The sequence below is a fragment of the Pseudoduganella sp. UC29_106 genome, assembly GCF_044055365.1.
Lineage (GTDB): Bacteria > Pseudomonadota > Gammaproteobacteria > Burkholderiales > Burkholderiaceae_D > Rugamonas.
The window spans coordinates 5,389,507-5,407,794 of record NZ_CP171977.1; the positions used below are offsets into that span (position 1 = coordinate 5,389,507).

Sequence of the window (18,288 nt, forward strand, 5' to 3'; positions counted from 1 at the left end):
CCCTTAGTGTTGCGTGCGCGGCGAACCGGCTTTCTTGCGGCCGAAGCCGAGGCGTCCCGCAAAGTCGCGCATCTGGTCGCCCAGCTTTTCCAGCGTGCCCGGTTCGGGCGCGGGCTTGGGCGGCGCGGCGGGCGCCTGCAGCAGCTTCTGGAGTTCAAACAGGCTTTGCGGACGGGCCAGCGGATCAAGCTGCAGCGCCCAGCGTACCAGCTTCACCAGTTCCGGCGAATACTGGCCGTCAAGCTTGGCGAAGTGGGCTTCCATCCTGTCTTCCTTGCGGCGCTGGTCGGCCGGCTGCGGCGGCTGGCCCACCATGCAGGCGAACATCGAGGCGCCGATACTGTACACATCGGTCCAGGGGCCCAGGGTCTCGGTCTTGGAATAAAGCTCGGGACCGGCGAAACCGGGCGTGTACATGGGCATCAGCTTCGGGCTGTCCGTATTCACGGTCTGGCGCGCGGCGCCGAAATCCAGCAGCATCGGCGTGCCGTCGGTGCGCAGGTAAATATTCGCCGGCTTCAGGTCCAGGTGCAGAAGTTTATTGGTATGCACCTCGCGCAAGCCTTTTAGTACCTGCGTAAAAATCTGGCGGATAAAAGCTTCACCCGAATTGCGCCCTTTTGCGCGCTGACGCTGGATGTGTTCCTGCAGCGAATGGCCCGATTCATAATGCATGACCATATAAACAGTTTCATTCGCGCGAAAGAAATTCAACACTCTTACAACATTTGGATGTGAAATTCTTGCGAGGGCTCTACCCTCTTCAAAAAAGCATTTCAGCCCTATACGAAAGACCGCAAGGTTCGCTTTGGACACCGCCGGGATGAATTCTCCCTCTTGACGTAATGCAAGCGTGCTTGGTAAATATTCTTTTATTGCAACCGCATTGCCTTCTGCGTCATAGGCGAGGTACACAATACTGAACCCACCTGACGCAATTTTCTTTACAATGCGGTATCCAGCAATTTCCAGGCCATCCGGTAGGGGAGCGTTGTTCTGAGCTGCCATAAGTTTCCTCGCTTCAACTAACCGGATTGTGTGGACAAAACAGTGTATTGTAAAGACAAAGACAAAATCGGGGATATCCTTTGAGCATTTCCAGCATGACAGGCTACGCGGTTGCCACCAGCGAGAGCGCGGCGGGAACACTGACAATTGAGATCAAGAGCGTCAACTCGCGCTTCCTTGATCTACAGTTCCGAATCAACGACGATCTGCGCGCCCTCGAACCCGATTTACGCTCGGCCATCATGGGCGCGATCACGCGAGGCAAAGTCGAGCTGCGACTGAGTTTTGGCCGCAAGGCGGCTGCCGCGGGCACCCAGGCTCTGAACGTCACCCTCCTGAATGAACTGGCCCGCCTGCAAGGCGAAGTCGGCCAGCACTTTGCCGGCGCGACGCAGATGTCCGTCGCCGAACTGTTGCGCTGGCCGGGCGTGGTGGAAGAGGCCCAGATCGGCCAGGAATCGCTGCAGCAGGACGTCTCCGAGCTGATGAAGCGCACCCTGGAATCCTTCGTCAACAGCCGCCAGCGCGAAGGCGCGGCGCTGGAAGCGATGCTGGTTTCCCGCATCGAAGCGATGGAAGCGATCGTAAAACGCATCACGCCGCTGATTCCGCAGGTAGTTGCACAATTCCAACAAAAGGCCGTCGAGCGCATGCAGGAAGCACTGGGCCTGGCTTGCCAGGGCTCTAACACTTCCCTGTCGCGCCAGGACGCGATGGAGCGCATCCGCCAGGAAGTCATCCTGTACGGCATCCGCATCGACGTGGCCGAGGAACTGGGCCGCCTCTCCGCTCACCTGACCGAAACCCGCCATATCCTGAAAAAAGGCGGCCAGGTCGGCAAACGCCTGGACTTCATGATGCAGGAATTGAACCGCGAAGCAAATACGCTCGGCGCCAAGGCTTCCGTGAAGGAGCTGGCCGATGCGTCGATGGAATTGAAGCTGCTGATCGAGCAGATGCGCGAGCAGGTTCAGAACCTGGAATAAAACCCAGGGCAAAATCTAGTGTCAGGCACATCGTGCCTGACACTTGCTTTACGCCTCTGGTTTAGTGCAAATACCCCGCCACCCCATCCCACAGCAATTTAAACGCCGTAATCACCAGCAGCCCATAACAAATCCTGTAAAGCTGCTCCTGATTCAGCCGTCCATGTAATTTCCACCCTGCCCAGACGCCGAAAAACGCCGCCGGCAGGCAAATCAGCATCAGCACCCATAAACCGTCCGCAAAACGTCCCACGGCGATCCAGGGCCCCGCCTTGAGCAAATTCCCGATCGTGAAAAACATGCTGGTGGTGCCGGCATAAACTTCCTTCGACAGCCCAAGCGGCAGCAGGTACATGGCCAGCGGCGGCCCGCCGGAGTGCGCGACCATCGTGGTCACGCCGGACGCCGTGCCGGCCAGCACCGCCTTGCCCTGCGAGCGCTCGCGCGTGACGCCGGCGCCCTTCCCCCGCAGCCACAGCCAGGCGAAATACAGCGTCGTCAGCGCCATCAGGATTTCGACGATATGGCGGTCAACATGCTCCAGCAGGACGTAGCCTGCGATGATGCCGGCTACCAGGCCCGGCACCAGCAAGGCCAGGTCGGGCTTCGACCAGGTATTGGGGCGCCAGAAGCGCAGGGCGAAGAGGTCCATGGCCACGAACAGCGGCGCCAGCATGCTGCCGGCCTTGATCGGGTCCATCACGAGGGCGAGCAGCGGAATGCCGATGATGGCAAAGCCGCCGCCGAACGCCCCCTTCATGAAGCCAATGGCCATGACAGCCGCCATGGAAACGGTAATAACTATGGGGTCCAATTGCATGGTGAGGATGTTACTACGCAGGCCGCCAACCTGAAAATCAAACTAAAGACATAAACCAGGTGGCTGGCACATCGTGCCTGCCACGAGCATTCCAGGTTTTCAGCCGCCGCTCGCTGATACAAGCCTTGCACTCATATCCCAGGCAGCGGCCGCGGACGACATAAAATCTTCGTCCGCGGGCCAGAGCTCGCCGCAGTTGCGGCACTGCTGCTCGTCCCCCAGCTCGGTGGTGGCGAGGCGGCGGAAGCCGCCCCGGTAGCGTCTCACTTCGAGCACGGTGCGGACCGCACGGTGGTGGCTGGACGGGGATCGGCGAACAGCGCTTTCACATCATCCGCACGGCGCTCGATCACGGCGCGCTGGTTGATGCTGCCCTTGTCCGTCACCTCGTAGGCCTGCATCGACGGCGGCTCGGCCAGCAGGCCAAGGCATTCGATGCGCATCGAAGCGGCACGCACATCGGCGTTGACCTTAGACAGCCGCTGCTCCAGCTCCGCCAGCAGGGCCGGATGCTGGCGCAGCTGTTGCACCTGCACGCCCTCCAGCTCCGGCAGCAGCTTCGCGCAGGCGGAAGGATCGGGCCAGGCCAGGGCGCCGACGGTATCCGCGCCGTCGCTGGTCAGCACGGCTTCGCGCAGCAGCGGGCTGCAAGCCTCCAGCAGGCGGGTACGCAGTGCGGCGGTGCGCACCCAGGTGCCGTTCGCCAGCTTGAAGTCCTCGGCGAAGCGGCCCGCGAAGCGCAGACCCGCCAGCGGCTGCTCCGGGTCGACGAAGCGCACCGCGTCACCCAGCATGTAATAGCCATCCTCGTCAAAGGCATTGGCGCTCAGCTCCGGCGCACCGAGATATTCGCTGAAGATATTCGGGCCGCGGAGGCGCATCTCGTAGCGACCCGGAAGATTCGGATCTTCAAGCAGTTTTAGTTCCACGCCCGACACGGGCAGGCCGATGCAGCCCACATCGTCCACCGCCCAGTACTGCGTGACGGCCGGGCCGGACGACTCGGTGGCGCCGAACACGGAAGTGAGCACGATGCGCTCACCCGTGATGGACACGGCCAGGCGCTGGAAGCGGTCGTACAGGTCGCGCGACAGCACGGCGCCGCCGTAATAGACGTACTTCAGGCGCGAGAAGAAGTGGCGCGCGAATTCCGGCTCCTTCTCCAGCGCGGCAATCAGCATCGTCAGGCCGATCGGCACGTTGAAGTACAGCGAAGGCGCGACTTCGCGCAGGTTCTTCAGCGTGATGTCGAAACGGCCCGGCATCGGGCGGCCATCGTCGATGTACAGCGTGGCGCCGAAACGCAGGATGCGGTTCATCACGATGTTCCCGCCCATCACATGGTGCCAGGGCAGCCATTCCAGGTAGACCGGCTGCTCTTCCGGGTCCTTCTCGAATACGCGCGCCGCCATCTCCTGCGCGGCGGCCAGCATCGAGCGCGTCTGCACCACGGCCTTGGGCACACCGGTGGAGCCCGAGGTGAACATATACTTTGCGTGCTGCTCCGGCTTCAGCGCGGCGTGATGCTCTTCCAGGCCGGGCGCCAGCGGTGCTTCCGACCAGGCGGCAAAGCGCTGCATGCCCGGCTGGGCGCCGTCAACGGTGATAATGCGCTCGGACGGCAGGCCCGTTGCAGCGACGGCGCCCGCGTATTTGGACGCATCCTGCACGAAGATCAGATGGGGCTTCACCACGGCCAGCGTGGAACGCATGCGCGTGAACTCGCCGCCCAGTGCCGCATAGGCCGGCGATACAGGCGCCACGGGCACGCCTGCATACAGCGCACCCCACGTCATCAGGGCCTGCTCAGCCGAATTCTCGGACAGGATGGCCAGCGGCTTTTCCTGCGAAGCACCGGCCGCCAGCAGCGAGGAAGCCACGGAGCGGATCGCGTTCCACACCTGGCGGATGGACCAGCTCACCCATTCGCCCTGCGCATTGCGCTGCACCAGCATGGGATTATCGGGCCGCAGCTTGATCCAGTGCGCCAGCCAGTCGGTGGTGCAGGCGGCGGGCTGGCCCAGGTCATGGCCAGAGCCCAGCAGCAGCACGCCGCCGGGCTTGCGCTCGACAGTGGCTGTCGGCTTGCGGAAGCCTACGTTGCGGAACGGAACCTGAGCGGTAGTATTTGTCGTCATCTTGCTGTCTCCATCGCTGTATTATGCGGCCGGCCGCTTTGGCACGCTGGACAGGCCATACATGCGCATGACCACTTCGCCGCGCTGGTTCTTCAGCTCAAGGCGGGCCTTGGCGATGCCGCGCTTCGGCTTGTCCGGCAAGGTGATGATTTCCACCAGCTCGCGCTCCACGGTCAGCACGTCGTCCACTCTTACCGGCTGCAGCCAGCGCAGCTCATCCACGCCTACGCCCACCACCGGCAGGTCGCCGAAGATACGCGCTTCCACACTGACACGCATAGCCATCGAGGCCAGGTGCCAGCCGCTGGCCACCAGACCGCCGAAGGGGCCGGCCGCCGCGGCTTCCGGGTCGGTGTGGAAGGGCTGGGGATCGAAACTCAGGCCAAAGTTGATGATGTCTTCCTGAGTGATCGCGATCGGGGCGCTGGTCCACCGCTCGCCGACCTCCAGGTCTTCCAGGTATCGTTTGACCATGGTTTAGCCCCCAAAGGTCTTGCCCTGTTCGGCCAACGACACCAGCAGCGGGTCCGGCTGCCACTGGCTGCCCTGGTAGCCCTGCTGCCATTCGCGCATTTTCGCGAGCACCTTGTCCAGGCCGAATTCGCTGGCGAAGAACATCGGGCCGCCGCGCGTGGCGGGGAAGCCGTAGCCGGTGATGTAGACCACGTCGATATCGGAAGCGCGCTGGGCGATGCCTTCGCTCAGGATGGCCGCCCCCTCGTTGGCCAGCGCGAACAGCAGGCGCTGCACGATTTCCTCGTCGCTCACCTGGCGCTGCGGGATGTTGTGCTCGGCGCGGTAGGCGGCCAGGATGGCTTCCGCTTCCGGGTCCGGCAGCGGCGTACGCTGGCCCGGCTCATAACGGTACCAGCCCTTGCCGGTCTTCTGGCCCAGGCGACCCGCTTCGCAGATGCGGTCGGCGATGCGCGAATAGACCATCTCCGGCCGCTCGATGTAGCGGCGCTTGCGGATCGACCAGCCGATATCCAGGCCACTCAGGTCGCCCACGGCCAGCGGGCCCATGGCCATGCCCCACTTCTGCATCGCGCCATCGATCTGCTGCGGCGAGCAGCCTTCATCCAGCAGGAACAGCGCCTGCTGCAGGTACTTCTGCAACATGCGGTTGCCGATGAAGCCATCGCACACGCCGGACGATACCGGCACCTTGCCCAGGGTGCGCGAGAGCTGCATCACGGTCAGCAGCACATCGTCCGCCGTCTGTTCGCAATCGACCACTTCCAGCAGGCGCATGACATTGGCCGGCGAGAAGAAGTGCATGCCGATCACGTCCTGCGACCGGTTGGTGGCGGCGGCAATCGCGTTCACATCCAGCATCGACGTGTTGGTGGCGAGGATAGAGCCGGGCTTCGTGATTTCGGACAGTTCCTTGAAGATGCGGCATTTGAGGTCGAAGTCTTCGAATACGGCTTCGACCACGATGTCCGCACCGGCGGCATCGGTCAGCGCGGCGCCCGGCGTGATCAGGGCCAGCACGGCCTCGCGCTCGGCGGCGCTCATGCGGCCTTTGGCCACCTTGGCGTCATAGACTTTGGCAATGTGGGCGCGGCCGCGTTCCAGCGACTCCGGCTTGGCGTCGATCAGGGTGACGGGAATGCCGGCGTCGGCAAAGCAGATGGCGATGCCGGAGCCCATGGTGCCTGCGCCGATCACAGCGGCGCTCTGCACGGGGCGCGGTTTCACGTCCGCGCCGAGGCGGGCGATCTTGGCGGCCTGGCGCTCGGCGACGAATACATGGCGCAACGCCTTCGATTCCGGCGTGCCGAGCATGGCGAGGAAGCGCTCGCGCTCATAAGCCAGGCCCTGGTCGAAAGGCTGCTCGACTGCGGCGACGCAGCAATCGACGATATGAAGCTTGGCGATATTGCCCTGGGCGCCGGCTTCGACCTTGTCGCGCAGCTTGGCCAGGTAGCCGGGCGCCAGCGCGTCCACCCGGGCCGGCAGGTCGCGCGTGCGGCGCAACTGGCCCGATCTTGCTGCGGGCGAAATCCACGGCGGCGGACAGCACATCACCTTCGAAAATGGCGTCCACCAGTCCCAGTTGATGGGCTTCCTCAGCTGTGACGGCGGCGCCGGTCAGCATCATGTCGGCAGCCTTGTCCATCGGCACCAGGCGTGGCAGGCGCTGCGTGCCGCCCGCGCCGGGCAGGAAGCCGAATTTCACTTCCGGCAAGCCCAGTTTGCCCTCCGCGCCGGCCACGCGGTAGTGCAGGGCCAGCGCCAGTTCCAGCCCGGCGCCGTAGGCAAAGCCCTCGATTGCGGCGACTACAACCTTGTCGATCTTGTCACAGCCTTCGATCAGCTCCGGCATGATGGGACTGATACGCTGGGCCGGCGTATTGAATTCGCGCACATCGGCGCCTCCGCAGAAAATCCCGCCCTTCCCCGTGATCACAATGGCCTGCACATCGCTGCGCGCCGCCGCGTGCTGCAGCATGGCGCCCAGCCGGCCGCGCTGCGCGCCCGAGAGGCTGTTCACCGGGGGATTGTCGAGAGAAAGGATGGCTACACCGTCCACTGTTGGGTAATCGCTTGCTGCATGCATCGTCGTCTCCGCTGAGGTTCTGGTGATTTGATTTTGACAGTGTAAAGTTTGGAAGTCAATATAACTGAACCACTTAAATAGTGTTTGGCAGTGGCGAAATCTGCTGCTATTATGAATTCGCATCTTTACATTGTAATGTTTGGATCATACAAATGAACGAATCAAGAACGGAGACACAAGGCGCAGTACCTGCACTGCACCTTGCAGCAGTAAAGAAAGCCTTCGGCGCCACCGAAATCATCCGGGGCGTAAACTGGGAGGTCGCGCAGGGCGAATGCCATGTGCTGATCGGTCCCAACGGCGCCGGAAAATCCACCCTCTTTGGCCTGATCAGCGGCCACCTGCGCCCCAGCAGCGGCAATATTTCCCTGTGCGGCACGCAGATTTCGGGACTCAGTCCCAGCAAAATCAGCCGCAGCGGTCTGGGACGCAGTTTCCAGACCAATAACCTCTTTGCCCGCATGAGCGCCTTCGAGAATGTGCGCATCGGCGCCCTGCGCGCCGTCGGCTATGGCCCCGCCTTCTGGCGCGGCCTGCCGCATGGCGGTCCCGCCGACCTGCGGGCGCTGGAAGTGCTGGATGAAGTGGGCCTGTTGGAAAAGGCCCACGTTGCAGCCGGCCTGCTGTCCTATGCCGACCAGCGCGCGCTGGAAATCGCGATGGCGATTGCCGGCGGCCAGCAGGTGCTGCTGTTCGACGAGCCCACGGCCGGCATGAACCGCGAGGAAACGGCACGTGTGATCGGCCTGCTGCAGAAGCTGCGCGCCGGCGATGCGCGCCGCACCATCGTCATCATCGAACACGATATGAATGTGGTGTTCGAGCTGGCCGACAGGATTTCCGTGCTGGTGTACGGCGAATTGATCGCCACCGACATCCCTTCGCAGATCCGCGCCAACCGCAAGGTCCAGGAAGCCTATCTGGGCGTTCCGGCCACGCTGCAGCAGGCCGCCGCCATGGAGGTGTCATGAGCCAGCTGCATCCCACTCCACTGCTGCGCACCAGCGATGTCACGGCCGGCTATGGCCAGGGCCAGGTGCTGCACGGCGTCGATCTCACGGTCAATGCCGGCGAAACGGTCGGCCTGCTGGGCCGCAACGGCGCCGGCCGTTCCACGCTGCTGAAAACCATCATGCGCCTGGTGCGCGGCGCCGGCAGCGTGACGATGGACGGCAAGGAAATCGGCAAGGCGCCAACCCATGAAGTCACCCGGTCTGGCATCGCTTACGTGCCGGAAGACCGCGGCATCTTCCCCGACCTCACGGTGCGCGAAAACCTCGCCGTGGGCATGCGCGGACGGAATTTCGCCGGCCATGAAAAGACGGCTGGCGCCAGCTGGAGCGAAGAGGAATTCTTCGACATGTTCCCCAACCTGAAGCGGCGCGCCAATACACCGGGCGGCGTGCTGTCCGGCGGCGAGCAGCAGATGCTGACCATCTGCCGTGCGCTGATGGGCAGGCCGCGTCTGATCCTGGTCGACGAACCGACCGAGGGCCTGAGCCTGTCCATGGTGGAACAGGTGGCAAACCTGCTGCGCGAGATCGCGAAGCGCGGTGTGGCCATCGTGCTGGTCGAGCAGAAGCTCACAATTGCCCTGCAGTGCTGCGACAGGCTGAATGTGATGGGCCACGGCCGCATCGTGTTCGACGGCACGGTCAACGAATTTGAATCCGATCCGGGCGTGCGCGCTCACTGGCTGGAGGTCTGAACCGATGGATACACTGGCACTGGGCCTCTTCAATGGCGTCACGTACGGAATGCTGATGTTCCTGATGGCGGCGGGCCTCACCCTCGTCTTCAGCATGCTCGGCGTGCTGAATTTCGCCCACACCGCCTTCTATATGCTGGGCGCTTACTTCAGCTATACCTTCGCCCAGCTGCTGGGCCTGGGCTTCTGGGCCGGCCTGGTGGCCGCGCCGCTCTGCTGTGCGCTGCTGGGCGCCGCCGTCGAACGTTATGGATTGCGCCATGTGATGCGCTACGGCCTGCTCGGTCCCCTGCTGTTCACCTTCGCGCTGGATTTCGTACTGGTGGAAGTGGTCACCCTGGTGTGGGGCAAGCAGCCGGTCGCCTACCAGGTTCCTGCATCGCTCGACTTCGCCTTGTTCACTTTCCACGGCATCGAATATTCGGCCTACCGCTTCTTTGCGCTAAGCATGTCGCTGGTGGTGCTGGCCAGCCTGTTCATCATGCTGAAGACCACGCGCATCGGCGTGACGGTGCGCGCTTCGCTGTCGCATCCGGATGTCGTCAATTCCCTTGGCCACAACCTGCCCGCCCTGCGCGCCGGCGTGTTCGTGCTGGGCGCCGCACTGGCGGGCCTGGCGGGCGCGCTGGCAGGCAACCTGCTGGGCACGGAGCCCGGCATGGCCAACCAGCTGGGCACCCAGTTGTTCATCATCATCGTGGTGGGCGGCCTCGGTTCGCTGGCCGGCGCCTTTGTCGCCTCCATCCTGCTGGGGGTGTTGCAGACGCTGGCGATTTCCACGGGCCTGAGCTGGGCCGAACTGCTTGGCCCCCTGCAGCAATGGGCCGCCGGCGTGGATGCGCTGGCAGAACCGGTCAGCCGCTTCGCGCCGCTGATTCCTTTCGCAATGGTGCTGGCAGTGCTGCTGTTCCGTCCGCGCGGCCTGATGGGACAGAGAGAATAATGATGGACATGACGACACCAATGCCGGCCGCGCGTTATGCGGCCTACCTGCCGAAGCGCCGCACGCTGGCCAGCCGCGCTGCGCCCTGGGCCGCCACCCTGCTGCTGCTGGCCGTGCTGCCCTTCGTGTTTTCCGGCCTGCTCGGCATCTCCGTGCTGACCCAGTCCTGCATCGCGATCACCTTCGCGCTGGCCTATAACATGCTGCTGGGCGGTACGGGCCTGCTGTCCTTCGGGCATGCGCTGTACTTCGGCGTCGGCGCCTATGTCAGCGGCCATTTGCTGAACAATTATGGAGCCTCCGTGCCGGTAGTACTGGTGCCGCTGGCGGGCGGCTTAGCGGCGCTGGCCGTGGGCGGCGTGCTGGCCCTGTTCACGGTGCGCCACGACCGCACCACTTACGCCATGATCTCGCTCGCCATTGGCCAGCTGGTGTATGCAAGCTCCATCATCATGACTTCGTGGTCAGGCGGCGACACGGGCATCCGCATCGATCCCGCGGCCGCCAATGGCTGGGGCGTGGACTTCGGCGACCCGCGCGCGATGTACTTCCTCGTGGCCGGCTGGACGTGGCTGGCGGCGCTGGGCATGTTCCTCGTCACCCGTACGCCGCTGGGACGCCTGATGAATGCAACGCGCGACAACTCCCACCGCGTGTCGTTTGTCGGATTCAGCCCGGTGGGCGTGCGCGGCCTGGCGCTGACGCTGTCCGGCGGCTTTGCCGGCATTGCCGGCTCGCTGTACGCGCTGGCGATGCAGGTGGTGACCACCGATACCTTCGGCCTGCCGCAGACGGCGTCCGTCATGCTGCACACCTATATCGGCGGCTTCACGACCTTCGTCGGACCCGCGCTGGGCGCGCTGCTGATGACGGTCACTTCGGCCCACCTGTCCGCGCTCACGGAGGCGTGGCCGCTGTACCAGGGCGCGTTCCTGCTGGTGGTCATCATCTACTCGCAGCATGGCCTGGTCGGCGCAGTCACCTCGGGCCGCAGCCTGCTGGTCCGCCTGGGTGCGCAGCGCGGCGTGGCGTATGTGGCCATCAGCTGCGTGCTGGCCGTACTGTGCACCGCGCTGATCGTGGCGGGCTTTGTCGGCATCGTGGAGATGACGCAATCCTGGTCAGCCAATAATGGCGAGCCCGTGACACTGCTCTCTGGTGCGCTGGCATTCGAGGTGTCGCCGCGCCAGCCCGCGCACTGGATTGCCGCTGCGGCTGCGCTGCTGCTTGGGGCGGCCGGCACGGCGCTGGTCCGCCGCCGCTTCCGCCCCGCCACATAATGCGTGATACGCAACCCGCGCTCGACGAGCGCACCCGGCGCCTGCTCACGGCGCCGGTCCTCCCTACCCTGCTGCGCATGGCAGCACCCAATATGCTGGTGATGCTGGCCCAGGCTTCGGTCGGCCTGATCGAGACCTGGTTCGTGTCCCGCCTGGGCATCGACGCACTGGCAGGACTGTCGCTGGTATTCCCGGTGCTGATGCTGGTGCAGATGGTTTCCGGTGGCGCGATGGGCGGCGCGATCATCGGCGCCGTGGCGCGCAACCTGGGCCAGGGCCGGCGCGAGCAGGCCAATGAACTACCCTGGTATGCGCTGGCGATTGCCGCCGCCTTCGGCACCCTCACCAGCGCGCTGGCCCTTGGCGGGGGCGCAGCGCTTTACCAGCTGCTGGGCGGCCATGGCGAAGTGCTGCGCGCGGCGCTCAGCTACTCCCACATCGTCTTTGGCGGCGCGCTGCTGATCTGGGCCTTCAACCTGATGGCGGCCGTCATCCGCGGCACCGGCGACATGGCGCTGCCGACTTTTGTCATCGTCGGCGGTGCGGTCACGCTGCTGCCGCTGTCGCCCGCACTCATCTTCGGCATCGGTCCGCTACCGCGGCTGGGCGTTGCCGGCGGCGCGGCGGCCGTGCTGCTGTACTACGTTGGCGGCTGCGCGGTGTTCGCCTGGCATTTATGGCGCGGCAAGGGATTGCTGAAACCTGCCCGGCGTCCGCCGCGCCTGCGCTGGGCGCTGCTGCGCGAAATACTGCGCGTGGGCGCGCTGTCGTCCGTAGTGAGTGTGAGCGCCAACCTGACCATCGTCGGCGTGACGGGCTTTGTGGCCTTGCATGGTACCGCAGCCGTGGCAGGCTATGGCGCGGGCAGCCGACTCGAATACCTGCTGGTGCCATTGATGTTCGGCCTTGGCATTCCGATCAGCGTGCTGTGCGCAACCTGCCTTGGTGCGGGCAACGCCGCGCGCGCCCAGCGGGTCGCCTGGACCGGCGCCGCGCTGGCCTTCGGTATCGCTGAAACCATAGGACTGGCGGCGGCCTGCTGGTCGCAGGAATGGATCAATGCTTTCGGCGGCGATGCGCAAATGCTGGCATCCGGCGTGGCCTACCTCCGCATCGCAGCCCCCTGCTTCGGCATGTTCGGGCTGGGACTGGCGCTTTACTTCGCCGCACAGGGCACGGGAAAAGTCGCCCTGCCCGCCTGCGGCGCCGCGCTGCGCACCGTTGTCGCACTGGGCGGCTGCTGGGCGGCGCAGCGCCTGGGCGCGGGCTTGCCGTGGATGTTTGCTTCGGTGGGATTGGGAATGACGGTATTTGCCGCCGTCAACGTGGTGGCCACGCTGAACGGCGGCAGGGGGAAGTGAAAATCAGGCGCCTGCAGGACGCTTCATCTTGCAGGTGGTCGGCTCGCTCATGGCTTCAGTCTTATAGGTCTTCAGCAGCTTGAAACCCCAGGGCGTGCCCTCCTGCTTGTACTTGGCATCAGCGGTCAGTGCAGAGATAACGATCGGCAGCTGCGCCTGGTGATCGCTCGCACGCATCGTCGCCTGATAGCCGCCCACCCCGACAGTCAAACCTTCCATTGCCTTCGCCACTTTCAGCGGTTGCAGGGAATTGGCCTTGCGGATGGCGCCGGCCAGGAACTGCCAGCTGCGGTAGGCGCGGTAGCTTTCCATATCGCCGCCGCCTTCCGCGCGCGAATCGTCCTGCAGCTTGTCCATGGCCGGATCGTCCATGCTCATGACGGCATCCGAAGACTGCAGGACTTTGTTGACGCCCTTCTCGCCGATCGCGGTCACCTGACCGTGCTGGGAGGCGAATGTGGTCATCCATTTCGCGTTCAGGCCGATATCGTTGCCGGCGCGGATCAAGCGATTCAGGTCCGTGCCAATATTGGCGGTAATGACAACGTCAGGATTGGCGGCCTTGATCTTGGCGACGTAAGGGGTAAAGTCCTGCACACGGCTGGGCGGATGCAGCTGGGTGCCGACGATCTGGATGTCCGGACGCTGCTGCTTCAGGAAACGGCGCATGGCGGCTTCCGCATTCTGGCCCATCTGGTAATCCATATTCATCAGGTAGACCTTCTTGATGTTCGGGTCCTCGGCCAGGTAGCTGATCATGCCCTTGGCCTTCATGCCGATATGGCCGTCGGTACGGAAGTGCCAGAAGGAGCAGTACTTGTTGGTCATCTCTTCATCGAGGCCGGCCCAGTTCATCAGGATGATTTCCTTGCCCGGATTGCGGGAATTGTATTTCTCGATCGCGTCCACCAGGGTCAGGGTGATGTTGGACCCGATCCCCTGGATGATGAAGTGGATATCTTCGCCGATGGCGCGGTCCAGGCAGTTCTTGCCGTCCTTCGGATTGAACTTGCTGTCGCAGGTCACAAACTCCACCTTGGCGCCGGCGACGCCGCCTGCGTCGTTATCGCGCTTCACGGCCCATTTGAAATTCTGCAGCGTGCGTTCCAGCGTTGCCGACTGGGGTCCGGACAGGGGATCGATCAGCATCACCTTGAAGGTCGGCTGGGGCTGCGCCTGCGCGGGCAGCGCGCAGGACAGGGCGGCAGGGAGGATGGTCAGGGGAAGTGCGAGTTGGCGTAGCTTGAGCATTACTGTCTCCGGTTATTGTAGTCGTCATTAACTTGACATTGAAAAGATTAGTCCTAAACCGCCCACTTTGCAAGAGGTGCTTAAGTGCTATGCAGCCATTCTGGACGGCAAGAGCCGCGCGGTACGAACACGGTGCGGTAGGCGCCCGGCGTGCGCGACATGACGACCTGGTCGGTCACACCCTGGTAATGGCCGGCCGGCGTGTCGGCGCTGAACAGTTCCGGCTCCAGCTGCAAGTGGTCACCGCCGCTGCCGGCGATGCCGTGCGCATACTCCTTGTCGAAAATGCCCATCGAATAAAGCCAGAGCGAAACGCGGGTCAGTGACACGTGGACGCGGTAGCTGCCGCCCTCTTTCGCCCGGCGCATCAGGGCCGCCACGGCGCCGGCCGTACACAGCCAGCCGACAATATTGTCATTGACGACCATGACCGGCGGCAGCTGCGGCGCATCCGGGCGGCCTTCCAGCGACATCACGCCGGTCACGGCGCCCGCCGTCTGGTCGAAGCCCGCGCGGTTGGCCCAGGGACCCGTTTCGCCGTGCAGGCTGATGGAAACGTGGACGATACCAGGGCGGATCGCCGCCGCCTCCTCCGCCGAGAAGCCGTGGCGGTCAAGGAAGCCGAGGCGGCGGTTGGCGTAGAACACATCCGCATCCCTCAGCAGGGAAGTCATGCGCGCATGGCCTTCCGCCTCGCCGATATCCAGCAGGGCCGAGCGCACACCCACATTGGCCGTGGCGTACATGGTGTCGATCTCGTGATCGGTGGGACGCCAGATGTTCAGCACATCGGCGCCGTGCAGCGCCATGGCGCGGCCGATGGCGGAACCGGCAATCACGCGGGCCAGACCCAGCGCTTTGATGCCGTCCAGCGGCTGCGTGGCATTGGCGGAGAAAGGTTCGGGTTCGGATTCGCCAATCTTTTCGATCTGGATCAGCGGCAGATGGGAAAGGTGGTCACGGTACTGGGACTCTTCCATGAACTCTTCCAGCGAGCGCACCACGGGCATCACCACCTTCTGTTCGGCGCCGGCCAGTTCCAGCTCATAGGCATCCCATTTGGCAATGGCGGCAGCGATGGCGGCCGGATCGTCCGAACAGCCCAGCATGCGGATGGTCTGGGAACGCATGCGCGGATACAGGTTGAATGGCATGACCCAGCGGCCATCCTTCGCTTCGAAGAAGGCGCGCATGAAGGGATTGTCCGGATCGGCATTATTGCGGATCGGGTAACCGTTCAGCTTTTCCCAGCGGCGTTCGAAGAAGGGGCACAGGCGGCGCGGCGCCTTGCGGATGTCGAGCGAGATGTCCTGCCCCTCGCCGGTGCGCATCGCCCACAGCGACGCCATCGCGGCCGACTTGACCATGATGGCCGTGCCGGCCGCGGCGCCCAGGCGGAATACGCTGGGCACGATCGGATCGGCGCCGGTGAAGGTGATGGAACCGCCGGTGCTGTCCGGGCGGATACCTATGCCTTCCAGCACGGCGTTCAGGTGGGCGTTGATGTTGAAAGGGGCGTCTCCGGTCTCGCGCTGGGCCAGGATTGCGCGCAGCGGCGCGGTCAGCGGGCTTGTTTTGTCTTGCATGGTTTGGTCCTTGCAGAATATTTACATCGTCAAGATTAAACCCGGAATTTTCCGATTGCAAGCGGAATTGCTCGCTTCCAGCGCGGACGCGGCATTTTTGCGAAAAATATTTGACTTTAAACTTTACAGCGTTAAGATAGAATTCCCATATCAGACCGACACGAGGAATCATCATGCGCGAAGCAGTCATCGTCTCCACCGCCCCGTACGCCCCTGACCAAGGCCCACCGGGGCGAGTTCAATATCACGGCCGGCCCTACCCTGGCTTCCTTCGCCGTGCGCGCCGCCGTTGAACGGGCCGGCATCGATCCGGAGCAGATCGAAGACGCCATCATCGGCTGCGGCTACCCGGAAGGGACCACGGGCCGCAATGTGGCGCGCCAGGCCGTGGTGCGCGCCGGCCTGCCGCTGAGCATTGCCGGCACCACCGTGAACCGCTTCTGCGCCTCCGGCCTGCAGGCCATCGCCATGGCGGCAGGCCGTATTGTCGTTGACGGCGTGCCGGCCATGATTGCGGGCGGCGTGGAGAGCATTTCCCACATCGTGACGCGCGAGAAAGGCGCCGGCACCGACCCCTGGCTGGTGGAGCACAAGCCCGATATCTACCTGCCCATGATCGATACCGGCGACACCGTCGCGGCCCGCTACGGCATCAGTCGCGAGGAACAGGATGCCTTCTCCGTGGAGAGCCAGCGCCGCACCGAGAAAGCCCAGAAAGCTGGCCGCTATCGCGACGAGATCATTGCCTGCACTACCACGATGGCCGTCAAGAACAAGGAAACCGGTGAGGTTAGCCAGCGCGAAGTAACGGTGGATGCTGATACCTGCAATCGCCCCGGCACCACCTATGAGGCCCTGGCAAAGCTGGAGCCGGTGCGCGGCCCGGATCAATTTGTCACTGCCGGCAACTCGTCCCAATTGTCCGACGGCGCCTCGGCCTGTGTGCTGATGGAAGCCAAGGATGCCGAGCGCGCCAACCTGAAGCCGCTGGGCGCTTTCCGCGGCCTGGCCGTAGCGGGCAACGAGCCGGATGAAATGGGTATCGCGCCCGTGTTCGCGGTGCCCAAGCTGCTGCAACGCCACGGCCTGAAGATCGAGGACATCGACCTGTGGGAGCTGAATGAAGCTTTCGCCTCGCAATCGCTGTATGTGATCAAGCGCCTGGGGCTGCCGACCGACCGCCTGAACGTGAACGGCGGCGCCATCTCCATCGGCCATCCCTTCGGCATGACCGGCGCCCGACTGGCAGGCCACGTGCTGATCGAGGGCCGCCGCCGCGGCGCGAAGTATGCAGTGGTGACGATGTGCATTGCCGGCGGCATGGGAGCCGCCGGCCTGTTCGAGATCTTCTGATATCAGAAGGTGTGCTGGATGCCGGTAGCGACGCCGAACTGGCTCGTCTGCCGGCTGGCAGGAATGTAGGCGCCCTCATAGCGGTTCTTGTCGATGCCGCCATAGATCAGGGTGCGCTTGCTGAAGGTATAGCTGGCGCCGATGATCGCAAGCTCACGATTGCCATCCAGGCCAGGGCTCAGCGACTCGCTCTTGTAGTAGGCCGCAGTTGCCGAGAACAGTGGCGTGAACTTCCAGCCAATGCCGCCCCACACGATGCGATTGCCGTAGCCGGTCTTCGCGGCATCCTGCGTTTCCCGCACATAGCCCGCAGTCAGGCGCAGCTGCTCGCCCGCCCAGGCGCCGCCGAAGGTTCGCGCCGTATTGCGGAAGCCTCCAACCGTGTACTTCTGGGTGATGGCGCCGCCCACCGTAAATCCATTCTGCGTATAGGTCGCGCCGATCGCGCGCGCAGAGCCGGGACGCTCGCTTCCTGCCTGCTCGCCGGCGGCATATTCGGCGCGCGCCGTGAGGCCGCCAAAGGTGCCGGTGTACTGGATGTCGTTATTGAAGCGCGTGCCGGACGTTGCTGAAGCGCCCAGGCCCGCTGCGACGGCGGCTGCCGGCAGCGATGTGCCCTGGCCGCTGATCAAGGGCGCCAGCGTGGGAAAGCGGAAGCTGAAGGGATCGTAGGAGCCGATGATGCGGTAAGCGATGGTGTACTGCCGGCCCAGATTGAGCGTGTGGTTCTTGTAGCCCAGGCCCACGGCCGCTGTACGGTTGAAGATATTGCCTGCCACGTCCTGCGCGCCGGTGTCGGTGAAGAAGCCGCTTTCGAGGGTGAACAGGGCCTTCATGCCGCCACCAAGATCCTCCTCGCCGCGGAAGCCCAGGCGGTTGGCCAGGTAGTGGCCCGAGGTCTGGGTGTACAGGCCGTCGCCTGCCGCATTGGTGTTGGTCTGGTAGCGCACGCCGCCGTCGATGGTGCCGTACACAGTGACGTTGCTCTGGGCCGAGGCAAGGCCCGCGCATGCGCCCAGAGCTGCGGACGCAATGAGGGTTTTACACATGCTGAAGTCTCCGGTTGTTTTAATAGTCGATACTCGACAAATCCAGTATTGGCCTATAATGTGACACTGTCAAGTTAACAGTAGCAAATACAACGCAAATATGCGAAGGGCACTTCAGCTTGTGCTATTGTGCCTACTGAAGCAGTCAAGGAACCTTTCAACGCTAACTTTATGCAGAACGAAAAAGACGAGAACGCCGCTCCGGCAGCCGCTGGCAAGCGGGGCAAAAAGGCGCATGGCAC

Annotated in this window: 13 protein-coding genes and 2 pseudogenes; 7 read left to right on the forward strand and 8 right to left on the reverse strand. The window is 63.8% G+C overall.

Annotated elements, in window-relative coordinates; all coding sequences use genetic code 11:
* Positions 1–3 precede the first annotated feature (3 nt).
* The gene (locus ACHMW6_RS26990; RefSeq protein WP_395401499.1) at positions 4–1,008 is read right to left on the reverse strand and encodes a serine/threonine protein kinase; all 1,005 of its coding nucleotides are present in this window, start codon (positions 1,006–1,008) and stop codon (positions 4–6) included.
* Between the two features lie 95 nt (positions 1,009–1,103).
* Between ACHMW6_RS26990 and ACHMW6_RS26995 the strand changes: the two genes are divergently transcribed.
* Entirely contained in the window at positions 1,104–1,994 is an 891-nt protein-coding gene (locus ACHMW6_RS26995; protein ID WP_395408724.1) for a YicC/YloC family endoribonuclease, read from the forward strand.
* Positions 1,995–2,055: 61 nt separating this feature from the next.
* Here ACHMW6_RS26995 and ACHMW6_RS27000 read toward each other — a convergent pair whose 3' ends face one another.
* From ACHMW6_RS27000 to ACHMW6_RS27015, 4 genes and pseudogenes are all read right to left on the reverse strand, one after another.
* Entirely contained in the window at positions 2,056–2,769 is a 714-nt protein-coding gene (locus tag ACHMW6_RS27000) for a sulfite exporter TauE/SafE family protein (protein ID WP_395401501.1), read from the reverse strand.
* A 308-nt stretch (positions 2,770–3,077) separates the two neighbouring features.
* On the reverse strand, positions 3,078–4,952 hold the full coding sequence (locus ACHMW6_RS27005; RefSeq protein WP_395401503.1) for an AMP-binding protein: 1,875 nt from the start codon (positions 4,950–4,952) through the stop codon (positions 3,078–3,080).
* Between the two features lie 21 nt (positions 4,953–4,973).
* Positions 4,974–5,426 carry a MaoC family dehydratase gene (locus tag ACHMW6_RS27010; RefSeq protein ID WP_395401505.1) on the reverse strand — a complete coding sequence of 151 codons (453 nt, stop codon included), beginning with the start codon at positions 5,424–5,426 and terminating at the stop codon, positions 4,974–4,976.
* A gap of 3 nt (positions 5,427–5,429) precedes the next feature.
* Positions 5,430–7,515 (reverse strand): annotated as a pseudogene (locus ACHMW6_RS27015) (3-hydroxyacyl-CoA dehydrogenase NAD-binding domain-containing protein).
* A gap of 152 nt (positions 7,516–7,667) precedes the next feature.
* On the opposite strand from ACHMW6_RS27015, the gene ACHMW6_RS27020 reads away from it, so the two are divergent.
* The 5 genes from ACHMW6_RS27020 to ACHMW6_RS27040 are packed head-to-tail and all read left to right on the forward strand — an operon-like array spanning position 7,668 to position 12,807.
* Positions 7,668–8,486, forward strand: a complete 819-nt coding sequence (locus ACHMW6_RS27020; RefSeq protein WP_395401507.1) for an ABC transporter ATP-binding protein — start codon at positions 7,668–7,670, stop codon at positions 8,484–8,486.
* A complete protein-coding gene (locus ACHMW6_RS27025) occupies positions 8,483–9,223 on the forward strand; it encodes an ABC transporter ATP-binding protein (protein ID WP_395401509.1) in 741 nt (246 codons plus the stop codon). Before ACHMW6_RS27020 ends, ACHMW6_RS27025 begins: the two co-directional genes overlap by 4 nt.
* Positions 9,224–9,227: 4 nt before the next feature.
* On the forward strand, positions 9,228–10,166 hold the full coding sequence (locus tag ACHMW6_RS27030; protein ID WP_395401511.1) for a branched-chain amino acid ABC transporter permease: 939 nt from the start codon (positions 9,228–9,230) through the stop codon (positions 10,164–10,166).
* A gap of 8 nt (positions 10,167–10,174) precedes the next feature.
* Complete coding sequence (locus tag ACHMW6_RS27035; protein ID WP_395401513.1) at positions 10,175–11,446, forward strand: branched-chain amino acid ABC transporter permease; 1,272 nt, start codon at positions 10,175–10,177, stop codon at positions 11,444–11,446.
* Complete coding sequence (locus tag ACHMW6_RS27040; RefSeq protein ID WP_395401515.1) at positions 11,446–12,807, forward strand: MATE family efflux transporter; 1,362 nt, start codon at positions 11,446–11,448, stop codon at positions 12,805–12,807. Before ACHMW6_RS27035 ends, ACHMW6_RS27040 begins: the two co-directional genes overlap by 1 nt.
* 3 nt (positions 12,808–12,810) lie before the next feature.
* Here ACHMW6_RS27040 and ACHMW6_RS27045 read toward each other — a convergent pair whose 3' ends face one another.
* The gene (locus tag ACHMW6_RS27045; protein WP_395401517.1) at positions 12,811–14,058 is read right to left on the reverse strand and encodes a branched-chain amino acid ABC transporter substrate-binding protein; all 1,248 of its coding nucleotides are present in this window, start codon (positions 14,056–14,058) and stop codon (positions 12,811–12,813) included.
* A gap of 80 nt (positions 14,059–14,138) precedes the next feature.
* Complete coding sequence (locus tag ACHMW6_RS27050) at positions 14,139–15,644, reverse strand: CoA transferase (RefSeq protein WP_395401519.1); 1,506 nt, start codon at positions 15,642–15,644, stop codon at positions 14,139–14,141.
* Between the two features lie 173 nt (positions 15,645–15,817).
* Here ACHMW6_RS27050 and ACHMW6_RS27055 point away from each other — a divergent pair.
* Positions 15,818–16,997 (forward strand): annotated as a pseudogene (locus ACHMW6_RS27055) (acetyl-CoA C-acyltransferase).
* 2 nt (positions 16,998–16,999) lie between these two features.
* Here ACHMW6_RS27055 and ACHMW6_RS27060 read toward each other — a convergent pair.
* Positions 17,000–18,046 (reverse strand): porin, encoded by a 1,047-nt coding sequence (locus ACHMW6_RS27060; protein ID WP_395401521.1) that lies wholly within the window; start codon positions 18,044–18,046, stop codon positions 17,000–17,002.
* Positions 18,047–18,288: the final 242 nt, after the last annotated feature.

What these genes read in the sequence shown, in the direction of transcription:
- ACHMW6_RS26990 (WP_395401499.1), bottom strand. Translation starts at nt 1,008, where the DNA reads ATGGCAGCTCAGAACAACGCTCCCCTACCGGATGGCCTGGAAATTGCT.
- ACHMW6_RS26995 (WP_395408724.1), top strand. Translation starts at nt 1,104, where the DNA reads ATGACAGGCTACGCGGTTGCCACCAGCGAGAGCGCGGCGGGAACACTG.
- ACHMW6_RS27000 (WP_395401501.1), bottom strand. Translation starts at nt 2,769, where the DNA reads ATGGCCATTGGCTTCATGAAGGGGGCGTTCGGCGGCGGCTTTGCCATC.
- ACHMW6_RS27005 (WP_395401503.1), bottom strand. Translation starts at nt 4,952, where the DNA reads ATGACGACAAATACTACCGCTCAGGTTCCGTTCCGCAACGTAGGCTTC.
- ACHMW6_RS27010 (WP_395401505.1), bottom strand. Translation starts at nt 5,426, where the DNA reads ATGGTCAAACGATACCTGGAAGACCTGGAGGTCGGCGAGCGGTGGACC.
- ACHMW6_RS27020 (WP_395401507.1), top strand. Translation starts at nt 7,668, where the DNA reads ATGAACGAATCAAGAACGGAGACACAAGGCGCAGTACCTGCACTGCAC.
- ACHMW6_RS27025 (WP_395401509.1), top strand. Translation starts at nt 8,483, where the DNA reads ATGAGCCAGCTGCATCCCACTCCACTGCTGCGCACCAGCGATGTCACG.
- ACHMW6_RS27030 (WP_395401511.1), top strand. Translation starts at nt 9,228, where the DNA reads ATGGATACACTGGCACTGGGCCTCTTCAATGGCGTCACGTACGGAATG.
- ACHMW6_RS27035 (WP_395401513.1), top strand. Translation starts at nt 10,175, where the DNA reads ATGACGACACCAATGCCGGCCGCGCGTTATGCGGCCTACCTGCCGAAG.
- ACHMW6_RS27040 (WP_395401515.1), top strand. Translation starts at nt 11,446, where the DNA reads ATGCGTGATACGCAACCCGCGCTCGACGAGCGCACCCGGCGCCTGCTC.
- ACHMW6_RS27045 (WP_395401517.1), bottom strand. Translation starts at nt 14,058, where the DNA reads ATGCTCAAGCTACGCCAACTCGCACTTCCCCTGACCATCCTCCCTGCC.
- ACHMW6_RS27050 (WP_395401519.1), bottom strand. Translation starts at nt 15,644, where the DNA reads ATGCAAGACAAAACAAGCCCGCTGACCGCGCCGCTGCGCGCAATCCTG.
- ACHMW6_RS27060 (WP_395401521.1), bottom strand. Translation starts at nt 18,046, where the DNA reads ATGTGTAAAACCCTCATTGCGTCCGCAGCTCTGGGCGCATGCGCGGGC.